The 17,662-nt window shown below is 62.6% G+C and carries 10 protein-coding genes and 1 riboswitch; of the genes, 4 read left to right on the top strand and 6 right to left on the bottom strand.

Annotated features, from left to right (window positions below; genetic code table 11):
- Positions 1-65 precede the first annotated feature (65 nt).
- Positions 66-842 (bottom strand): phytanoyl-CoA dioxygenase family protein, encoded by a 777-nt coding sequence (locus tag EK373_RS30210; protein ID WP_129648913.1) that lies wholly within the window; start codon positions 840-842, stop codon positions 66-68.
- The gene (locus tag EK373_RS30205) at positions 836-1,798 is read right to left on the bottom strand and encodes a DUF4261 domain-containing protein (RefSeq protein ID WP_157994604.1); all 963 of its coding nucleotides are present in this window, start codon (positions 1,796-1,798) and stop codon (positions 836-838) included. The genes EK373_RS30210 and EK373_RS30205 overlap by 7 nt, the downstream gene beginning before the upstream one ends.
- Positions 1,799-1,922: 124 nt before the next feature.
- On the opposite strand from EK373_RS30205, the gene EK373_RS30200 reads away from it, so the two are divergent.
- From EK373_RS30200 to EK373_RS30185, 4 genes are all read left to right on the top strand, one after another.
- Positions 1,923-3,485: a S10 family peptidase gene (locus tag EK373_RS30200; protein WP_157994603.1), complete on the top strand. Its 1,563-nt coding sequence runs from the start codon at positions 1,923-1,925 to the stop codon at positions 3,483-3,485.
- Between the two features lie 300 nt (positions 3,486-3,785).
- A riboswitch (glycine riboswitch) is annotated at positions 3,786-3,884 on the top strand.
- A gap of 168 nt (positions 3,885-4,052) precedes the next feature.
- Entirely contained in the window at positions 4,053-6,932 is a 2,880-nt protein-coding gene (locus EK373_RS30195) for a TonB-dependent receptor plug domain-containing protein (protein ID WP_198683766.1), read from the top strand.
- 42 nt (positions 6,933-6,974) lie between these two features.
- A complete protein-coding gene (locus EK373_RS30190) occupies positions 6,975-8,567 on the top strand; it encodes an amidohydrolase (RefSeq protein ID WP_198683765.1) in 1,593 nt (530 codons plus the stop codon).
- 65 nt (positions 8,568-8,632) lie between these two features.
- Positions 8,633-9,706: an NAD(P)H-dependent flavin oxidoreductase gene (locus EK373_RS30185; protein ID WP_129648902.1), complete on the top strand. Its 1,074-nt coding sequence runs from the start codon at positions 8,633-8,635 to the stop codon at positions 9,704-9,706.
- 19 nt (positions 9,707-9,725) lie between these two features.
- On the opposite strand, the gene EK373_RS30180 is transcribed toward EK373_RS30185, so the two are convergent.
- From EK373_RS30180 to EK373_RS30165, 4 genes are all read right to left on the bottom strand, one after another.
- Positions 9,726-10,748 carry a LacI family DNA-binding transcriptional regulator gene (locus EK373_RS30180; protein ID WP_198683764.1) on the bottom strand — a complete coding sequence of 341 codons (1,023 nt, stop codon included), beginning with the start codon at positions 10,746-10,748 and terminating at the stop codon, positions 9,726-9,728.
- Positions 10,749-10,889: 141 nt separating this feature from the next.
- Positions 10,890-12,587 (bottom strand): ShlB/FhaC/HecB family hemolysin secretion/activation protein, encoded by a 1,698-nt coding sequence (locus tag EK373_RS30175; protein WP_129648899.1) that lies wholly within the window; start codon positions 12,585-12,587, stop codon positions 10,890-10,892.
- A gap of 18 nt (positions 12,588-12,605) precedes the next feature.
- Complete coding sequence (locus EK373_RS30170) at positions 12,606-15,704, bottom strand: two-partner secretion domain-containing protein (protein ID WP_129648896.1); 3,099 nt, start codon at positions 15,702-15,704, stop codon at positions 12,606-12,608.
- Positions 15,705-15,878: 174 nt separating this feature from the next.
- Positions 15,879-17,645, bottom strand: coding sequence for a lysophospholipid acyltransferase family protein (locus EK373_RS30165; protein ID WP_129648893.1), 1,767 nt, complete (start codon positions 17,643-17,645; stop codon positions 15,879-15,881).
- Positions 17,646-17,662: the final 17 nt, after the last annotated feature.

Genomic DNA, 17,662 nt, shown 5'->3' with positions numbered 1-17,662 from the left:
GCTTTCCCCGTTGATGGGTCAGCCTCTCAGCAGCGCCGCTCTTGTTGGAATACGTAGATGGGGATCTATATTTCCTCGAGTGCTTGCAGAATTGCCTGCTCGAGCGGCGAATACTCTGCGTTCCTGCGATCGAGGCAAATCGGCTCACGTGGCAGCAGTGGAGGTTGCGCCAGGAATCGTGGGTTCTTGCCGCGATGAGGTTGAGCCGCATGCACGATGAATGGATGGCAGAGGTAAACAGTGCCGGCTGCGCCGACTGCCAACGCCTCGGGTCGATGCGCGGAAGCGGCGAAACCATCCGCTGCCAATTCTCGCAAGGTGAGCCCGGCATCTCCTGCTGGCGCGAGTTGCCGGGCAATATCGAGATGTGACCCGACTCGAATGCGCGTCGGTGCGTCGTTTTGTTCGACGTCCGAGAACAGAAACAACATCAACAACGCGCGCCCACGGCTGCTCACATTCGCACGCCATTCCATGAAGTCCGGCGTCTCCATTCCGAAGCTCACGTCGATGTGCCAACCATCGTCACCTGGAGCATTGGCGGAGGGAAAGCGGACGGGGAAGGTGCCGAGCGCGCCCGGAGGCAGCCATCGTCCAGGTCCGACCAGTTGATCGAGGGCTCGGTGCAGGACGGGCGAATGTGCAGCTTCGCGAAACGGAGGCTGAGCGAATTGGCCGAGGCGGATGACGGGGCGGGTCCACGTCGACGGATCGTCGGGATCGCATCCCGTTGCCCGCCAGAGAATGGTGCGCGCCTCCGCGGCCGTCTCCCTCGAGAAAGCTCGATCGACGCGAACGAAGCCATCGCGAATGAACGAGGCAATTTCTGCATCACTCAGCATCGTGCACCCGCGCTTGCCACTGCATCGGCTACTGCAGCCGCATGTCGCTTCGGATACAGCCGCAGGACCTTGCGGGGCGGGTTCACCAAGCCTGCGTCCAGCACATCGATCGCCCACGACGAGCCTGTGGCACCGGGGCCGTCCATCGTTTGTCCGGTCTCGAATTCGGGATTGGAGTGGAGCAGATAAAGCGACACGTTGCGCAAATAGTTATCGACATTCGAAGGTTCGTACTCGTCGCTGGCGAAGATGGCTTCGATGTCCATACGGTCCAGTTGGCTGTTGCCGACCGTGTCCATCAGCGCGAGCTGGTCGGTGAGCTGGAACAGGCGAACGTTGGTCCACAGCGGCAAAGGAATCAGCTCGTCCGCCGCACAATCCCGCCACACTCTCGAGAAGCCGGCGTGATCTCGCAACACTTCGCCGTTCGGATTGAAATAGCACAACACGCCGGCCGCTTCACCTGCGGCCAGCACCAAACGACTCAGGAAGTTCAGCTCATCGACAGGATCGTAGTTCGCGGGCAATAGCGGCGCACCCTCGGCGGCGCCGACCGCATATCTGAGCCGGATGCGGATGAATCCGGAGTGCGCGTCTGCGATGCTCCGGCCCGCGGCCCAGGACCACGCATGCTGTCTGGCACGCTGCAATCCGTTAGGAAACGTCCAGGGACCGAAGTGGCCCATCGACCACGCGCCGAATGTCGTCGTATCGGACTCCGGATGCCCCATCGTGTCGGGCCAGGGCCTGTTGACCAGATCGAGGATCGCACAGCCGTTCACTTCGGGGCGGTAGCCGACTACCACCGCAGGACCGCCAAACTGCCACTGCTTGAGGGGCCGTATTTCTTTGACGATTTCGAAGCTGTGTCTCTGCAGCGCCGACGTCACCTCGAGCAGTGTGGCCTGACCGTCGGTCAGCAGACACACGGATTGACTGAAGAGTCCCTTGGCCATCGACGTTCCTCGAGCTCGAATGAAACCTTTGTCATCGACCTGCACGCCGAGGCGCATTCGCTCGTCATGCACTGGCGACGCAAATATACTTGCCGCCCCTGAATCACCACGGGTAGACCGCAAGATGAAAAAGCATGGCGTCGCCGCCGCGCTCGCTGCCTTTGTCTGGCTCGCAGCCCCTATTGTATCCAACGCCGCCTCCGAGCCCACGCCGCCCGCCGAGCAGGAAAAGAAGGAGGCTGTGGATAAGCAGGAGAAGCCGAAGCCCGAGGCGAAGGTGTGGACCTCGCGCCATCAGATTCGCATCGGCGGCAAGGCCATCGACTACGAGGCTACCACCGGCACGCTGCTGATGAAGGACGAGAAGGACGAACCGATCGCGCTGTTCGGCTTCACCGCTTATGTCCGCCAGGGCCAGAATGCGGGCACCCGTCCGATCGTGTTTGCATACAATGGCGGTCCGGGGTCGGCCTCGGCGTGGCTGCACATGGGCATTCTCGGCCCGCGCCGCGCGGCGATCGAGGATCTCGCCAGCAATACGCGTGGTCCCTTCAAGCTCGTGGACAACGAGTACAGTTTTCTGGATCGCGCCGATCTGGTGTTGATCGATCCGGTCGGCACCGGCTTCTCACGCCCGGTCGGCAAGGCCGAGGGCAAGCAGTTCTGGGGCGTGGACAACGACATCAAGTCGGTGTCCGACTTCATCGTGCGATACCTCGGCGAGTACCGGCGTTGGGCGAGTCCGAAATTCGTGCTCGGCGAAAGCTACGGCGGCATCCGCACCGGCGGCGTGACGTACGACTTGCTGACCCGTCACAACGTGGCGTTGAACGGCATCATCCTGGTGTCGCCTTACCTGGACTTCGTCAGTGGCACGGCCGGCCTGAACACGGACGCGGGCGACTCCAACTTCATGTCCACGTATGCCGCAACGGCCTGGTACCACAAGGCGCTCAACCCACAACCGCCCGAGCTGTTGCCGTTCCTGCGCGAAGTGGAGCAGTGGATCGACACCGTCTATCACCCCATCCTCTACAAGGGCGCGCGAGCCACGCCTGAAGAGCGTCAGGCAGCGCTCGAGGGTCTCGCACGCTACACAGGCGTGAATGCTGCGTACTGGGACGCTGCCAACCTGCGCATGGACGAGAACCATTTTCTGCAAGAGCTGATGCGCGCCCAAGGCAAGACGATCGGTCGCATCGATTCACGCTTCGCCGGCGGCATGCCGAGCCGGATTGCCGAAACGACCGCGTTCGATCCGTATGCGAGCGCCGTTGCGCCGGCCGTCGTCGCCACTTACAACGCTTACGTTCGTGACGAACTGAACGTCCGCTCGGAACTGAAGTACGAGCTCTCGGCCGGTCTGTACAAGGATTGGGATGTGAGTCACGTGCAGCCCGATACCAACGGCCAGAAGGTCCCGTACGCGAACGTGCTGCCCGATATTTCTTACGCGATGACCATGAACCCGAAGATGAAGGTGCTGGTGCAGTCGGGCTATTTCGACCTCGCATGCCCGTACGGCACCGTGAAGCACGCCATCGATCATCTCAACATCACGCCGGAGCTGCGGCGTAATGTGCAGCTCGAGCTCTACGAGGCGGGCCACATGATGTACGTGCATCCCGGCTCGATGGGCAAGTTCAGCGAACACATCAAGACGTTCATCGACGAGAACGCACAGTAAAGCAACGGCTCCCCGGAGGCGTAATGCTTCCGGGGAGCCGTGCCGTCGTGCAAGCAAGCTGACGCGGCCTGTGTCGCCTAACGCTGCACAGCCGCGAAGCAGCTGGCTGCATGTAGCGCTCTTGCGTGCAGCATCGCGCACGCCCTCATTTTGAGCAGCCTTCCGAGTGAGCGAGTCTCACTCTCGTCATAACAAGCTGCATTTCTCGAATCAAAGCGCGCGATGCGGTCGCCAGCACGATGCGCTTCACAGTGGTGCGCCTGCCTGGAATGACCCTGGCATACAAGATGCTTGTATGAGCTCGGATTCGCAGGAGAGCGAGCGCCGGCGGCGACGCCGGCGCTCCGCCGAAGGAGCAATCTCCCATGAACTCTCAGGCTCAAGTACTGCGGATCTGTAATGCCGTCTGAAGAGCGAGGCGCGAGCAGGCACGCGTCTCCACCGACGGGGCAAGCGCGACCTTGAAAGTCGTGCGGAAACTCTCAGGTACCAGGACAGCGGGAGCGGCGCAAACAACCCTAGAAATAAAGGGCGGCGCCGCTTTGTCCGTGCTGAGGGAGTTGAGTCATGTCGAAGCTCACGTCTTGTCTCTCGCTGCGTGCTGCTGTTTCCAGGTGTCTCGGAGTGGTGCTGACATCAGCATCGCTCGCTGCGCTCAATGCCGAAGCGCAGGAAACATCGGCGATGGAGGGCCCGATCGATTCAGTCACGGTCACCGGCACTCGCATTGCGCGTGACGGTTACGATGCGCCAACGCCGGTGAGCGTGCTCGGTGCGGAGGAGATCCAGACTGCGGGCACGGCCAACGTCGCCGACTTTGTGAATACTCTGCCTTCGGTCGTCGGCAGCGCCACGGCGTCCAACTCGTCAGGTGCGCTGAGCAACGGCCAAGCGGGCATCGCTGCGCTGAACCTGCGTTCGCTGGGCACGAATCGCACGCTGGTGCTGCTCGATGGCCAGCGTTCGGTGGCGTCCGCGTCGACCGGCACGGTCGACATCAACACATTTCCGCAAGCGCTGATCGAGCGCGTCGAGATCGTCACGGGCGGTGCTTCGGCAGCTTACGGCTCGGATGCCGTCGGCGGCGTGGTGAACTTCATCCTCGATCGCGACTTCACTGGCGTGAAGACCGACTACGAGTATGGCGTCACGACCTACGACGACAATCCCAATCACACTTTCACGCTCGCGGCCGGTATGCCGTTCGGCGGCGGGCGCGGTCACGTGCTGTTCAGTAGTGAATACTTCACGCAGGACGGTGTTCACACCATCGATCGTGACTGGAACGACGGCGGCTTCTTCCAGATCAACAATCCCAATTACACGGCGACCAACGGTCAGCCTTTTCGTCTGGTGCAGGCTGGCATCGGGCCCAGTCAACACACGCCGGGCGGGTTGATTGTAAGTGGACCCTTGCGAGGCACTTACTTCGGCACGATCGATCAGGCGACGGGGCGCGCAACCGTGGGCCGGCTGGCGTATGGCACGACGAGCGCGAGCAATCCGTGGATGATCGGCGGAGACTGGCAGTACACGAGTCAGGGCCACGCGGGCAGCAATTCGCTCGCGCCCGATGAGGAACGACGCACGATCTTCGGTCGTGCGAGCTTTGAGTTGACGCCGGCGGTGACGGTATTCGCGCAGCTGTCGCACAACGAGTACCAGGGCCTCAGTTACTACCAGCAGACGCCGAATGTCGGCAACGTCACGATCCGCACCGACAACGCCTATCTGCCGGCCTCGGTTGTGCAGCAGATCGCCCAATACAACGCGGCGAACGATCCCGACATTACGTCCTTCGTCATGGGCACGACCAACGCTGGCATTCCGGCAGCGGGCAGCGACAACGAGCGCGAGGTGAATCGGTATCTCATCGGCGCCGACGGCGATTTCGCGTTGCTCGGCCGGGACTGGAATTGGGACGCCTATGCACAGCGAGGCGTCGCCAAACTCAATGAGCAGCTCATCAACACTTGGAGCAACGCGCGCATGGCGCTCGCGCAAGATGCCGTCGTTCACCCAACGACCGGGGAGGTCGTGTGCCGTTCGTCGATTGTCGACCCGGGCAACGGCTGCGTGCCCATCAACCGCATTGGGATCGGCGGCGTAACGCAAGCTGCTCTCGACTACGTCATTCCGAGCAATCCCTATCGCGAGCAGGAGCTGACGCAGGATGTTGCGGCATTCAACTTCGCGACCAATAACATATTCAGCACCTGGGCAGGCCCGGTGTCGCTGGCGTTCGGCGGCGAATGGCGCGAAGAGAAGATCGACGGCTTCGTCGAGACGCAGTATCAGAGCGGCTGGCTCTATGGCAACTACCTGGTCACCAAAGGCGACTATCACGTCACGGAAGGTTACATCGAGACCGTGGTGCCTCTGTGGGAAGGGCTGGATTTCAACGGCGCCTTGCGGTTCACCGATTACAGCCTCTCGGGCAGTGTCGAGACGTGGAAGGCGGGCCTGACGTATCAGCCTGTCGCGGACGTGAAATTGCGTGTCACGGGCTCCAAGGATATTCGCGCGCCGAATCTCAACGAGCTGTTCGCTGCGGGCACGGCACGGACCAACACCGTCAATGTGCCGCCGAGCAATCAGGCAGTGCAGTTCGTACAAAAGCAGACGGGCAGCCTGGCGCTGGTGCCGGAGGAGGCACAGTCGCTCGGCATCGGCGTGGTCGTCACGCCGTCGTTCGCGGCGGGCCTCGCGTTCTCCGTGGACTATTTCGACATCGAGATCGAGGACGCGATCGGCACAGTGACTGCGCAGAACACAGTTGATCTATGTTTCGAGCAGAATGTGCAATCTTTCTGCGACAACATCAGCTACATTACAGTTGGCGACGTGCAGCAGATCGCGGAGATCCTGCTCGTGCCATTCAACTTCGCCAGTCAGAGGACCAAGGGGCTGGACATCGAAGCGAGCTACCGGCTCGCGCTCGGGCACGGCGACCTGACGCTGCGAGGACTGGCGACGCACTACATAGAAAACATCACGGACAACGGCATCGACTTTCCGATCGATTATGCCGGTGTGAACCAGGGGGCGAATGCAACGCCGAGCTGGAGTTATCGCCTCAGTGCGACTTATGCGGTGGACATGCTGTCGTTTACGCTGATCGGGCGCGGCGTGAGCAGCGGCGTTTACAACAACTCCTTCATCGAGTGCGCCAGCAACTGCCCGGTGTCGACAGTCGAGCATCGCACGATCGACGAGAACGACATCGACGGGGCGTTTTACCTGGACGCGTCGGCCACGTATTCATTCACGGTGGGGCCGGCGGAAGCCGAGGCATTTCTTGCCATCCGCAATCTGCTCAACACCGATCCGGAGCTGGTGGGCAACGGTCCGGATGGCAACAACACGCCGGCGTATCCACAGACCAATCGCATCCTGTACGACACCATGGGGCGGGTCTTCCGGCTCGGCGTGCGGATGTCGTTCTAGTACTTCCAATAAACAACCATCGGACCATCAACGGAGATCAACGTGATCAAGACGAGCATTGGAGTTCTGACGGCTCTGTTCGCCCCGGCTGTGCTGGCGCAGGCGGCACCGGAGTTGAAGCAGGCGACCCTCGCAGGCGTCGACAAACGCGCCAAGCTGGTTCAGGAAATGGTCGACTCCATCTACAGTTTTGCGGAGCCGGGCTTTCAGGAGTTCCGCACTTCCGAGTACATCACCGGCATTCTGGAAAAGAATGGCTTCACTATCGAGCGCGGCGTGGCAGGCATTCCCACCGCGTGGACCGCGACGTGGGGAAAGTCGGGGCCGACGATCGCGCTCGGCAGCGATATCGACGCGCTGCTCGGTCTGTCGCAGGTGCCGGGTTCGGCGGCGATCACACCACAATTGGCCGGTGCGCCCGGGCATGGTGAAGGTCACAACTCCGGCATGCCGGCCGTCGTCGCTGCGGCACTCGCTGTCAAGGAAGTGATGGAGAAGAACAAGATCGAGGGCCGCCTGATGATCTGGCCGGGCGTCGCCGAGGAACTGTTAGGCACCAAGGCGTTCTATGTCCGCGCCGGGATGTTCCAAGGCGTGGACGCGTCCATCTTCACGCACGTGAGCAAGGACCTCAGCACCTCGTGGGGACCGGCCGGCAACAACGGCATGGTGTCCGTCGAGTACACGTTCAGCGGCAAGACGGCGCATTCGGCAGGTTCACCGTGGTCCGGGCGTAGCGCGCTCGACGGTGTCGAGCTCATGAACATCGCATGGAACATGCGCCGTGAGCATCTGCCACTCACGCAACGTTCGCACTACGTGATCACCAACGGCGGTGGCCAGCCGAACGTCGTGCCTGGCGTCGGCACCGTCTGGTATTACTTCCGTGATCAGACGTTCGCAGCGATCCGCGATCTGTACGAGGTTGGCAACACCATTTCGGAGGCGGCCGCGCAGGCGACTGGCACGAAGGTCAGCCGACGTTTGCTCGGCTATGCGGCGCCGAATTTCGGTAACAAACCGCTGGCCGAGGCTGCGTACGAGAACATGAAGGCCATCGGCATGCCGCAGTGGAGCGAGGCCGATCAGACGTTCGCGAAATCGGTGCAAGAGGCGAATGGGTTCAAGGTGGAAAAGCTTGCGACCGAGGTGGCGCCGCTGCAGACACCGGAGTCGAAGGAAAATGCCATGCGTGGCGGCTCTGACGACATCGGCGACATCATGTGGACGGTGCCGACGATCACGATCCGCTTCCCGTCGAATATTCCCAACACCATCGGTCACAACGTCACCGCTGCCATGGCGATGGCGACGCCGATTGCTCACAAAGGCGCGGTGACCGGCGCGAAGGCGGTGGCGCTCACGGTGATGGACATGATGACGACGCCGGCGCTGCTCGCGAGCGCGAAGGATTACTTCAACAACGAGCAACTGAAGGATATGAAATACGATCCGGTGCTGGCGCCGGCGGATCAGCCCGCCATTCATCTCAACAAGGAGCTGATGGAGCGGATCCGCCCGCAGATGACCAGGTACTACTACAACCCGAAGAAGTACAGCAGTTATCTCGAGCAACTCGGCATCGCCTATCCGGGCACCCCGGCATCGGCGGTGGCAGCAGGCGCGGCTCCTTGAAGTAGAGGCAGGTCACGCTGGCGTCTTAGTGACGCCAGCGTCGCCGCATGCGCTACCATCGCGGCATGAGTAGCGTTCAATCACTCCTGGCTCTGCTCGGCATCGAGCATCCCATCATCCAGGCGCCGATGGCGGGTGTATCCACGCCGGCGTTGGCGGCGGCGGTTTCGAACAGCGGCGGTTTGGGCTCGCTGGGGCTCGGTGCAAGCAACGTCGAGCAATCTCGCGCGATGATCTGCTCGACGCGAGCGCTCACGTCGCGGCCGTTCAACGTCAATTTGTTCTGCCATCGTCCGGCGATGGCTGATGCTACGCGCGAGGCTGCGTGGCTGGCGTATCTCGAGCCGCAGTTCGCAAGGTTTGGTGCGAAGCCACCGCCAGCATTGCGGGAGATCTATCAGACCTTCGTGGGCAACGAGCCGATGCTCGCCATGTTACTGGAAGAGCGGCCGGCGATCGTCAGCTTTCATTTCGGGCTGCCATCGCCCGAGTGGATCAAGCTGTTTCGCGCGGCCGGCATCGTAACGCTGGCGTGTGCGACGAATGCAGAAGAGGCAAGGCTATGTGAGCACGCCGGCGTGGATGCCATCGTCGCGCAGGGAGTGGAGGCGGGCGGTCATCGAGGTGTGTTCGATCCCTCGCGCGGCGATGATGACATCGGTACCTTCGCCCTCGTTCGAATACTGGTGAAGCAGTGCAGTGTTCCAATCATCGCCGCGGGCGGCATCATGGATGGCCGAGGTATCGTCGCTGCAATGACATTGGGAGCCGCCGGCGTGCAAATGGGCACTGCGTTCGTGCTCTGCCCCGAGTCATCTGCAAACGCCGCGTACAGAGAACAAATGAAGAGCGAACGTGCGCACCACACTCGCATTACGGCCGCCATTTCCGGTCGCGGTGCGCGTGGTCTTCCAAATCAAATGTATGAGCTCGTCGAAGCGGGCGCGCCGGCATTGCCGGACTATCCGATTGCGTACGACGCCGCGAAGGCGTTGCACGCGGCAGCCAGCGCCAAGGGTAATCACGAGTTCGCAGCGTACTGGGCGGGGCAAGCTGCGCCGCTAGCTCGGGAGTTGCCCGCCGCCGTGTTGATGAGCCAGCTCGTTCAAGAGTGGCGCGCGGCAAGCGGCATGGAATGATCGCTGCTGGTGAGGCGGATCAGCCGGCGCTGAGCGCGGACTTCGGGAATGCGCGCTGTCGCGGTGGCGCGCTCGACTCGCGCTCGATGAGCGTGCCGGGCAGGACCTTCTGGGTTCGTTTGTCGTCGTCTGCATCGCCGGCCATGCCTGCAGCGTGCAACATGCGGATCGCGCTTCGCGCCATCTCGGCGATGGGCTGGCGCGCCGTCGTGATGGCCGGCGAAACGATCGAAGCAATGGGCGTGTCATCGAAGCCCACGATGGTGAGATCGTCCGGCACGCTCAGATGATGTCGATGCGCGACCGAGATCGCGGCAGCGGCCATGTCGTCGTTGCACGCGATGATGGCGGTGCACTCGGTGAACGATTTGAGCAGGCGCTCGGTGGCCTCCAGCCCCGATTGGAACGTGAAATAACCTTGCTCGATCGGACATTTCTCGATATCCGCCGCCGCCATGGCCCGCAGGTGTCCACGCAAGCGCTCGGCGCCGCCCTTGGACGCCGGATCCCCGGCGATGAAGCCGATGTGACGATGACCCAGCTCGATCAGCCGCGCTGTCATCCGGCCGGCGATGTCGAAATGATCGGCCGACACACTGAAGGGATGAATTTCCAGATTCGCCGGTGAGATCGCCACCCAGCGCGCCTTCGCTTCTCGCAGTAACTTGACCACGTCGGGCGCATCGCAGGCGGGCGAGGGCAGCAGGAACGAGGTCACGCCACTGCGCAGGAGCGATTCGATCTCTGCGGTGCGGTCATGGCTGTCGGCATCGGCGGTCAATGTGAGCTGCATGCCGAGCTTGCTGGACTCTTTCAGCGCGCCGGTCAGCAACTCGCCGAGATAGGCCTGGCTGGGGTTCGAATAGACCAGGCCCACGCGCGACGGCCCGGAGCCGGCCAACGCGCGAGCGGAAACATTCAACCGGTAGTTGAGTTTCTTGACCGCCGCGAACACGCGTTCCTGAAGGGGCGCGCGCACCAGATGCCCACCACGCAGGACTCGAGATACGGTCATGCGTGAGACGCCGGCTTCCTCCGCCACATCGTCGATGGTGACTTCTTGTATCTGACGGCGGGGTCGCCGTTTGTCCTGCGTAGCCAGCGCTGTCTCCGCCTGAATTGACCGCAGCGCGAGGATGCGCTGCGGCTCGGCGGGGCGTCAAGACTGGCCTGACAGCGAGGGTCAATAGCTGAAGACGATGCCGGCGTGCGCCTGGTCGCCTCGGTCCTCGCCGGACAACGAGTGCAACTGCCAGCCGTAAGCGAAGCGCAACTCGCAGGACTGGCCGAAGGCCATGCGGCCGCCAAGACCGACGCTGCTCAACGTGGCGCGGTCGCGCTCGCCAGGCAACAGACGTTTGTTCGCGCCCTGGGCATAGTCATAGAACACCAGCGGCTGCAGGCGCACGTATAACGAGCTGGCATTCACATGCGGCAGCAACAGCTCGTTGCGGATCATGTAGCCGCCATCGGCGAAGCTGTCGTTCTCGCCGTACCCTCTGACGCCGTACGTGCCCGTGAGCGCGAGCTGCTCGGAGCCGAGCAGGTTGTCGCTCGCGGCTTGCAGCGATGCGGTCAAGCGCCAGGCGAAGTTGGCGGGCAGCTTTGTCAAGCGCTCCAGATCGATGCGGGCGTATGAGTAGTCCGATTCCGCGCCCCAGCGGCTGATGTCGAAATATCGGGTCTCGTTGCGGCTGCCGATCGAGCCAGGCGAATAGACAACGGTGGCGGCGACGCCGGTGCGCCCGTACTTGTCTTCGGCGCTCATTCGGTAGCCGAGCACCGCCTGCACGATATCGGTGGTGTTGTCGGTCACCGGCACGCCGCCGAATTCCAGGTTGTTGTCGGAGCGCTTGAAGTCGGCGCCCGCGAGCAGCGATTGATTCCAGCCGCGCTCGGTGGGTTGCAGCGGCGCTTCGTAGCGAAAGGCCGTTTGCCACGACGTGCCCTGCGAATCGAAATCCACCGGCACGTCGGCATTGATGCGCGACCAGGCGCCGCTGAAGGTCAGCAGGTGATGCCACGGCAAGGGCACGACATAGCTGGCCGAGTGGCCGATGGAACGATCGAAGTCGGCGCTGCTGGTCAGCTGATAGTTGAGTTGATGTCCGCGTCCGAAGGCATTACCCCAATTCACGCCGAGCCCCAGGCGTTCTTCGCCGGTGTTGGGCGAGCCGGTGTTGTCCGCGTTGGCGTAGACGCGCACGGGATAGCGCTCGTTGGCGTGAACGATCAGATTCGTGCCGCCGAAGGATTCGCCGGGCGCCGCCACGATGGTGGCTGCACGGAACGGGTTGCGATTGACCCATGCAATGTTCGCTTCGAGCTGTGATTTCCGCAGCGAATCGCCGGCGCGGAGGCCAAGCGCCGCGAGGTACTGCTCATCGGAAAAGTAGCGATTGCCTTCGACTTTGACCTGTTCGACGCGGCCTTCGACGACGAGGATACGCAACACTCCGTCGGTTACGTCCTGCGCAGGCGCGCTTGCGCTCACGAAGGGCTTGTCATTGGCGGCGTAGAACAAGTTGATAGTGGCCAACAGACGTTTCAGTCCGCTCTGACGCAGCGGCTCGCCGAGATACGGCTCGATGCGATTGCGGAATGTTTGGTTGTCGAGCAGCGGGATGCGGGAGGAATCCACCGCCGCATCGCCTGCCTTCGCTTCAGTGAGCTGCTCGGGTTTGCTGATGAAGATCAGGCTGCGCAGCTCGGGCAACAACAGCGTCGACGACGCAGCCGCGCCGGGAGCATCGCCAACGTTCGGAGTGACGGGCGGAGGCTCGACAGCTGGCACGGGCGCGGGCTGAATACGATTCAAGTCCTGCGCGACAGAAGCAGCAGACCAGCAGCCGAGCGCAGTGAGAAGAGCGAGATGTTTCATATCTTATTTCCGACGCGCTCAGGGACGGTTCTGGAGGGCCTCGAGAGCCCTGAGGGCGTCGAGCCGGGCTTGCACGGCCGAGGGCAAGGAGACGGGCGGCATGTGCTGCGGCAATTGTGGGGGCGTCGGGGCCGAGAACTTCGTGTCATCGGGCTTCTGTGGGAGATTGAGATCGCGGAGGACTGGCGTTTTGACAGCTCCGGCTTGGCTCGCGGCAATCTGCGTCGCGGCTTGAACGACCGACATGACCAAACTAGTGATCGCTCCGGAATACAGCTGCTGCGCTGATTCCCGCATGTCGTTCGCTTTTTCCTGGAGTTCCTGGAGCGCTTGATCGCGGGCAGCCAGGCGTTCATCCAAAGCGCGGTTACGCTGTTCCATTGCCAACTTCGCCATGATGATGGCCAGCTGTTGTTCCAGTATGTGCGGCGACTGCTGCCCCAACAGCTGCAGCACTTCAGGCGACATCGATTTCAGCAGCTGCGAGATCTGGGCGCTGCTCATCCCGGCCGTTTCCTTGCCAGGGGCGCTCTGCACCGCCTGCAGAAACGCGCTCAGCCGCGCGACCATATCTTCGATCTGATCGAGGACCCGCTGTTCCAGCCGCTCCGGCGGCGGCTGATTTTCAGGCGCACCGATCGGTCGCTTGCTGGTGTTCGTGCCTTTGACGTCGGCGAGCTCGGCCAACGCTTCCAGCTGGTCGGTTTTCCCGGTCGACCAGTTCGCCGGGTCGCCTGGTGGCAGAGGCGGCGTGAGCACTCCCAGATTTGCGGCCAGCCGGGAGAAGTCGTCCGGCGAGGGGCGACTGAGCTGCTCGAACGAATTACCATCGAGCGCGGTCTGGATGATCTGCGATGGTGGCAGAGGCGGCGGCTCGGGGATGACCGGCGGATCGACCGGATCCGGAGGATCCACTGGTTCTTCAGGATCGACAGGATCGACCGGGCCAGGATCCGATGGGCCTGGCTCCTGCGGCGCGCTGCCGCTGTAATAGAAGCCGGTGCTGGCGGCGGTCTCGTGCTCCGCCGAATAAGAAACATTGTACTGAGCCGCGCCTTCGAGGCCGCCATTGTCGCCGACGGCAGATGCGTACACGCGCGTGCGGCCGAGTCCCGTGGAGGAGGTGCCGAAAACGTTGGCGCCTGCGGTGGATTGATTGCGTAACACGCCACCGGCCGCAACCAAAGTCACATCGCCACCGACCTGCGTGTGGAACTCCGGTGCCAGTGTCAGATTGCCCGAGGTTCGCACACGGAAATTGCCGTAGGTGGAGTAGCCGATGCCGCCGACATTGCTCGTGGTCAAGCTGAGTCCGCCAGCGCTATCGACGATGTCGACTTCGCCGCTCTGCGCGCGCAGGTCACGCATGAACGTGATGGAGCCGAGTTGGTTCTGCTCATTGGTCAGCCAGGTGGGGCCGCCGATGTCGTAAAGCGTGACGTTCTGCGCGACGACGCGATTCGCGAGATTCACCTGTTCGGCTGCTGACAGCCACAGGTCGCGGACCGTGATGGTCGCGGGCTCGAGATCCGTCACGGCGGCGTTGAGTGAGATCAAATGCAAGGCGCCGTTGCTGCCGTCGATCGCCTGATTGATGTCCACAGTGTCGTCGGCCTGCAAGGTGAGTCGGGTGGCGGCCTGCCAGCTCAGCGGTGCAAACACGTCGATGTAGCGGCCCGCTCCGTTCGCGGCAATCTTCACATTGCCGTAATTCAGCTGCGTAGCGAGCGCGTCGGAGTCGAGGACAGGGAGAATGCCGTCGGTGGGGGCGATGCGCAGATTCGAATAAGCGCTGTCGATGTTCACCGAGCCGAAGCGCGCCTCATCGCCATAGGCACGCAGGTCCGCGAGACCGGTGTACTCGACGCCTTCGCCCGAGTGGATGTTGAACTGCGCCTGCGATGCTCCGCCACGCGCGTGCAGTTCGCCGTGGAAATAGACTCCGGCGCCGCTGAGCTCGATATTGCCCGCGTCGCCGGACAGCGAATTCGCTTCGATGCTGGCGCCCTCGGCAACGATCACTTGATTCGTGTCTTCCTCGGAGCCCACGAATACACCGCCTGCGTTGCCGCTGCCGCCCGAGACGAGCAGGCGAGCGCCATCGTTCAGCTCGATGCGAGACGAATCGATGTTGATGCTGCCGCCCGTCGATGTGGACGAGGCGTTGAGCGTGCCAGTGACGCGAGCTTCACTTTCATAACCGACGCCGGAATCTATGTGGATGCTGCCGCCGGCGCCGTCGCTGTTGCGCGCGGTCAGCGTTCCAGTCACATTGATCTGCGCCGCGTTTCCTGTGAGATAAATGCGACCCCCACGATTCTGGACGCCGGTCGCGGTGATCGCACCGGCCGCATTGACGGCGAGCGCATACAGATTGCCACCGACGGCTTGCAACTCTGCTTGAGCGGCACTTAGATCGCCGGTGTGTTGAATCTGAGCAGCGTCGGCGTCGGTGACGCCGGCGACACGGACCAGAAGGCGCGACGAGCCGGGCGCAGCCAGCATGATGTCATCGCCCGCGGCGAGCGCGATGACGCCTTGCGGGGCGCTGATGGAGCCGCTATTGACGACCCGATCGCCAATGAGCGCGACGTCACCGTCCGAGGCGACGATGGTCCCTAGGTTGTGCACTTCGCCCGAGCCCGTGCCGAGGAAGGTCATCTCGCCGCCGTTCATGAAGTCCTCGTCGGCGAGGTATCGGGTGCTGGCGATGAAGCTCTGCGTCTGCACCATGCCCGTGGCGCCGATGATCACGCCGTTCGGATTGATCAGATAGACGCGGCCGTTCGACGTGAGCGAGCCGTCGATCTGTGAAATCGTTCCGCCTATGACCCGATTCAGCACGGCGCTATCGCTGCTGCCCATCTGAAAGCGCGTCAGCTCGCCGCTGCCAATCGAAAAGGAATTCCAGTTGATGATGGCTCGATCAGTGGTCGAGATGACGTCGAGTTGGCTGGCGCTGCTCTGGGTTATTGTCGCGGAACCCTCGACGATCGTGGCGCCCTGAGGATTGGCCAGCGCGGCGCTGGAAAAGCCGGCGACTACGAAGGACGAGAGCACGCCATTGAGCGGGCGCTTCGGCACAGCCGTGCGCCGCTTGTTCTTGATGATGGACATCGACACCGCAACCTGCCGTCGTCGACAGGTGTCCTGGGCCAAAAGGACTGCCTTTTTAGCGCGGTGCGCAATGAGCCGGCGAGGAACCGCTCACATCCCCGCGACTTCGCGCGGGGCGATCATGAAAATTGCGAGTATCCCTGAATGCGCGGTCACTTATTGTCCGGCCGCGACTCACGTGGCGGTCAGGAACGTTTCGGCGGCTTCGCGGCCCATGTATTTATAGAGCTCACGCTGCTCCACGCGCGTGAGATCGACGACGATCATGCCGTCGACCACATGGCTGAAGTTGGCATCGACGTTGAAGCCGACGACGCGCGCGCCGAGCTTCAGATACTGGCGCAGCAGGACCGGCACGCCCTTGCCATCGGGCTCGATCTTTTCCATCAGTTGCGACAGGCCGTCGAGGTCGCCGAGTCCGGCGAGGTCGCCGCTCAGCGCGGCCAGAGAATGTGTGCGGCGGAACGGCCGGCGCGGCTTGATCAGTTGCGCGAGCTGATGATCGAAGCAGCGACGCTTGATGAAGTCCACCAGCAGCGCCTGCGAGTGCGGGCGGTATTCGGCGCTCATACTCACCGGACCGATCAGCACGCGATAGCGCGGATGGCGGACGACATATTGAGCGATGCCCTTCCACAGCAGTAGCAGGGCGCCGAAGTTGCGCTGGTGCTCCGGCACGATGAAGGAACGTCCGAGCTCCAGTGCATTGCTCACAGCGCGAAGAAAGGGCGCGCCGTAAGCAAACAACGAATGCGTGTAGAGCCCGCGACGCCCGTGCTTCGCCAGAATCTCGTCGACGTGGCCAATCCGGTACGCACCGACGATCGTGCGCTTCTGCGTGTCCCACGAGAACATGTGGACGTAGTGCTCGTCGTACTTGTCGAGATCGCGGCTGCGGCCGGTGCCTTCGTCGACGGCGCGGAAAGCGATCTCACGGAGCCGGCCGATCTCGCGCAGCGTCCAGGGAATCTGCTCGGCACGAGCGAACATTACTTGCGTGCTTTGAGTGGCGGCGAGCACGTTTTCGGTAGGCAGATTGGCGATCTCCGCTTCGAGCAAGGCGGCGGCGACCGGCCCGGCCGTCGGCTCCGGGCTGCGAGCGATCCGACGCTGTACGGTTCGATGAGCTTCCAATGCGTAGGTGCTCAATCGTAACGAGCGAGCCAGCGCCACATCATCCGCTTCATCCGCGAGCGTGCTGGCCTTGATCGGGCGACCCACCGTGACCGGGATTATGCGATTGCGCTTGTTGAGCAGCTCATGTGACAGCATCACGGTTCGCATGCGCGGATGGAGCAGTCCGAGCGTCTGAAAGATGGAGCTGTTGCCGCCACCGAAGTGCATCGGAACGACAGGGCATTCGCACATCCGCAGAAGGCGTGCGGCTGTCGGGTTCCACGGCGGATCGCACACTCGGCCGTTGGATAGGTGCAAATGAGAGACGACGCCCGCGGGAAACAGGATGATCAGCCCGCCGTCCTGAACGTGCCGGAGCGCGACACGCATGCCGCGAGCGTTGGCTTTCGCGGCACGTGAACCTCCGAACGCATCGACGGGGATGATCGCGCCACGCAGCTCGGGAATTCGCTGCAGCAGTTGATTGCCGATGAGTTTGCTGTCCGGGCGCAACTCGAGCAGCAAATGAATCAGATACAGCCCTTCCAAGCCGCCGTACGGATGATTCGCGACCACCGCGACCGGGCCGTTCTTCGGAATCTGTTCCAGACGAGCCAGCTCCAGCTCGAAACGAACCTGCAATATCTCCAGCGCTTCTCGAGCAAACTGCGCCGGCGACAAGTTGCGTCCGGCGAGCTGGCGGTGGATGTTGGCCAAGCGCTGAAACGCGAGGGCACGCTCGGCGACGTTGAGAATGAGAGGACCGACCGCGGGAACGCGCTTCAGCGGTCCAGTGAGTTCGAACGGTGACGCAGAGATCGGCATCGATCACTCAAGCTCAC

This window comes from Peristeroidobacter agariperforans, assembly GCF_004138335.1.
In the GTDB taxonomy this organism is placed as follows: Bacteria; Pseudomonadota; Gammaproteobacteria; order Steroidobacterales; family Steroidobacteraceae; genus Steroidobacter; species Steroidobacter agariperforans.
Note: the sequence above shows the minus strand (reverse complement) of the source record. Positions and strands in the feature narration are given on the sequence as shown.

Coding starts and splice junctions, on each gene's coding strand:
- EK373_RS30210 (WP_129648913.1), bottom strand. CDS start 842: ATGCTGAGTGATGCAGAAATTGCCTCGTTCATTCGCGATGGCTTCGTT.
- EK373_RS30205 (WP_157994604.1), bottom strand. CDS start 1,798: ATGGCCAAGGGACTCTTCAGTCAATCCGTGTGTCTGCTGACCGACGGT.
- EK373_RS30200 (WP_157994603.1), top strand. CDS start 1,923: ATGAAAAAGCATGGCGTCGCCGCCGCGCTCGCTGCCTTTGTCTGGCTC.
- EK373_RS30195 (WP_198683766.1), top strand. CDS start 4,053: ATGTCGAAGCTCACGTCTTGTCTCTCGCTGCGTGCTGCTGTTTCCAGG.
- EK373_RS30185 (WP_129648902.1), top strand. CDS start 8,633: ATGAGTAGCGTTCAATCACTCCTGGCTCTGCTCGGCATCGAGCATCCC.
- EK373_RS30175 (WP_129648899.1), bottom strand. CDS start 12,587: ATGAAACATCTCGCTCTTCTCACTGCGCTCGGCTGCTGGTCTGCTGCT.
- EK373_RS30170 (WP_129648896.1), bottom strand. CDS start 15,704: ATGTCCATCATCAAGAACAAGCGGCGCACGGCTGTGCCGAAGCGCCCG.
- EK373_RS30165 (WP_129648893.1), bottom strand. CDS start 17,645: ATGCCGATCTCTGCGTCACCGTTCGAACTCACTGGACCGCTGAAGCGC.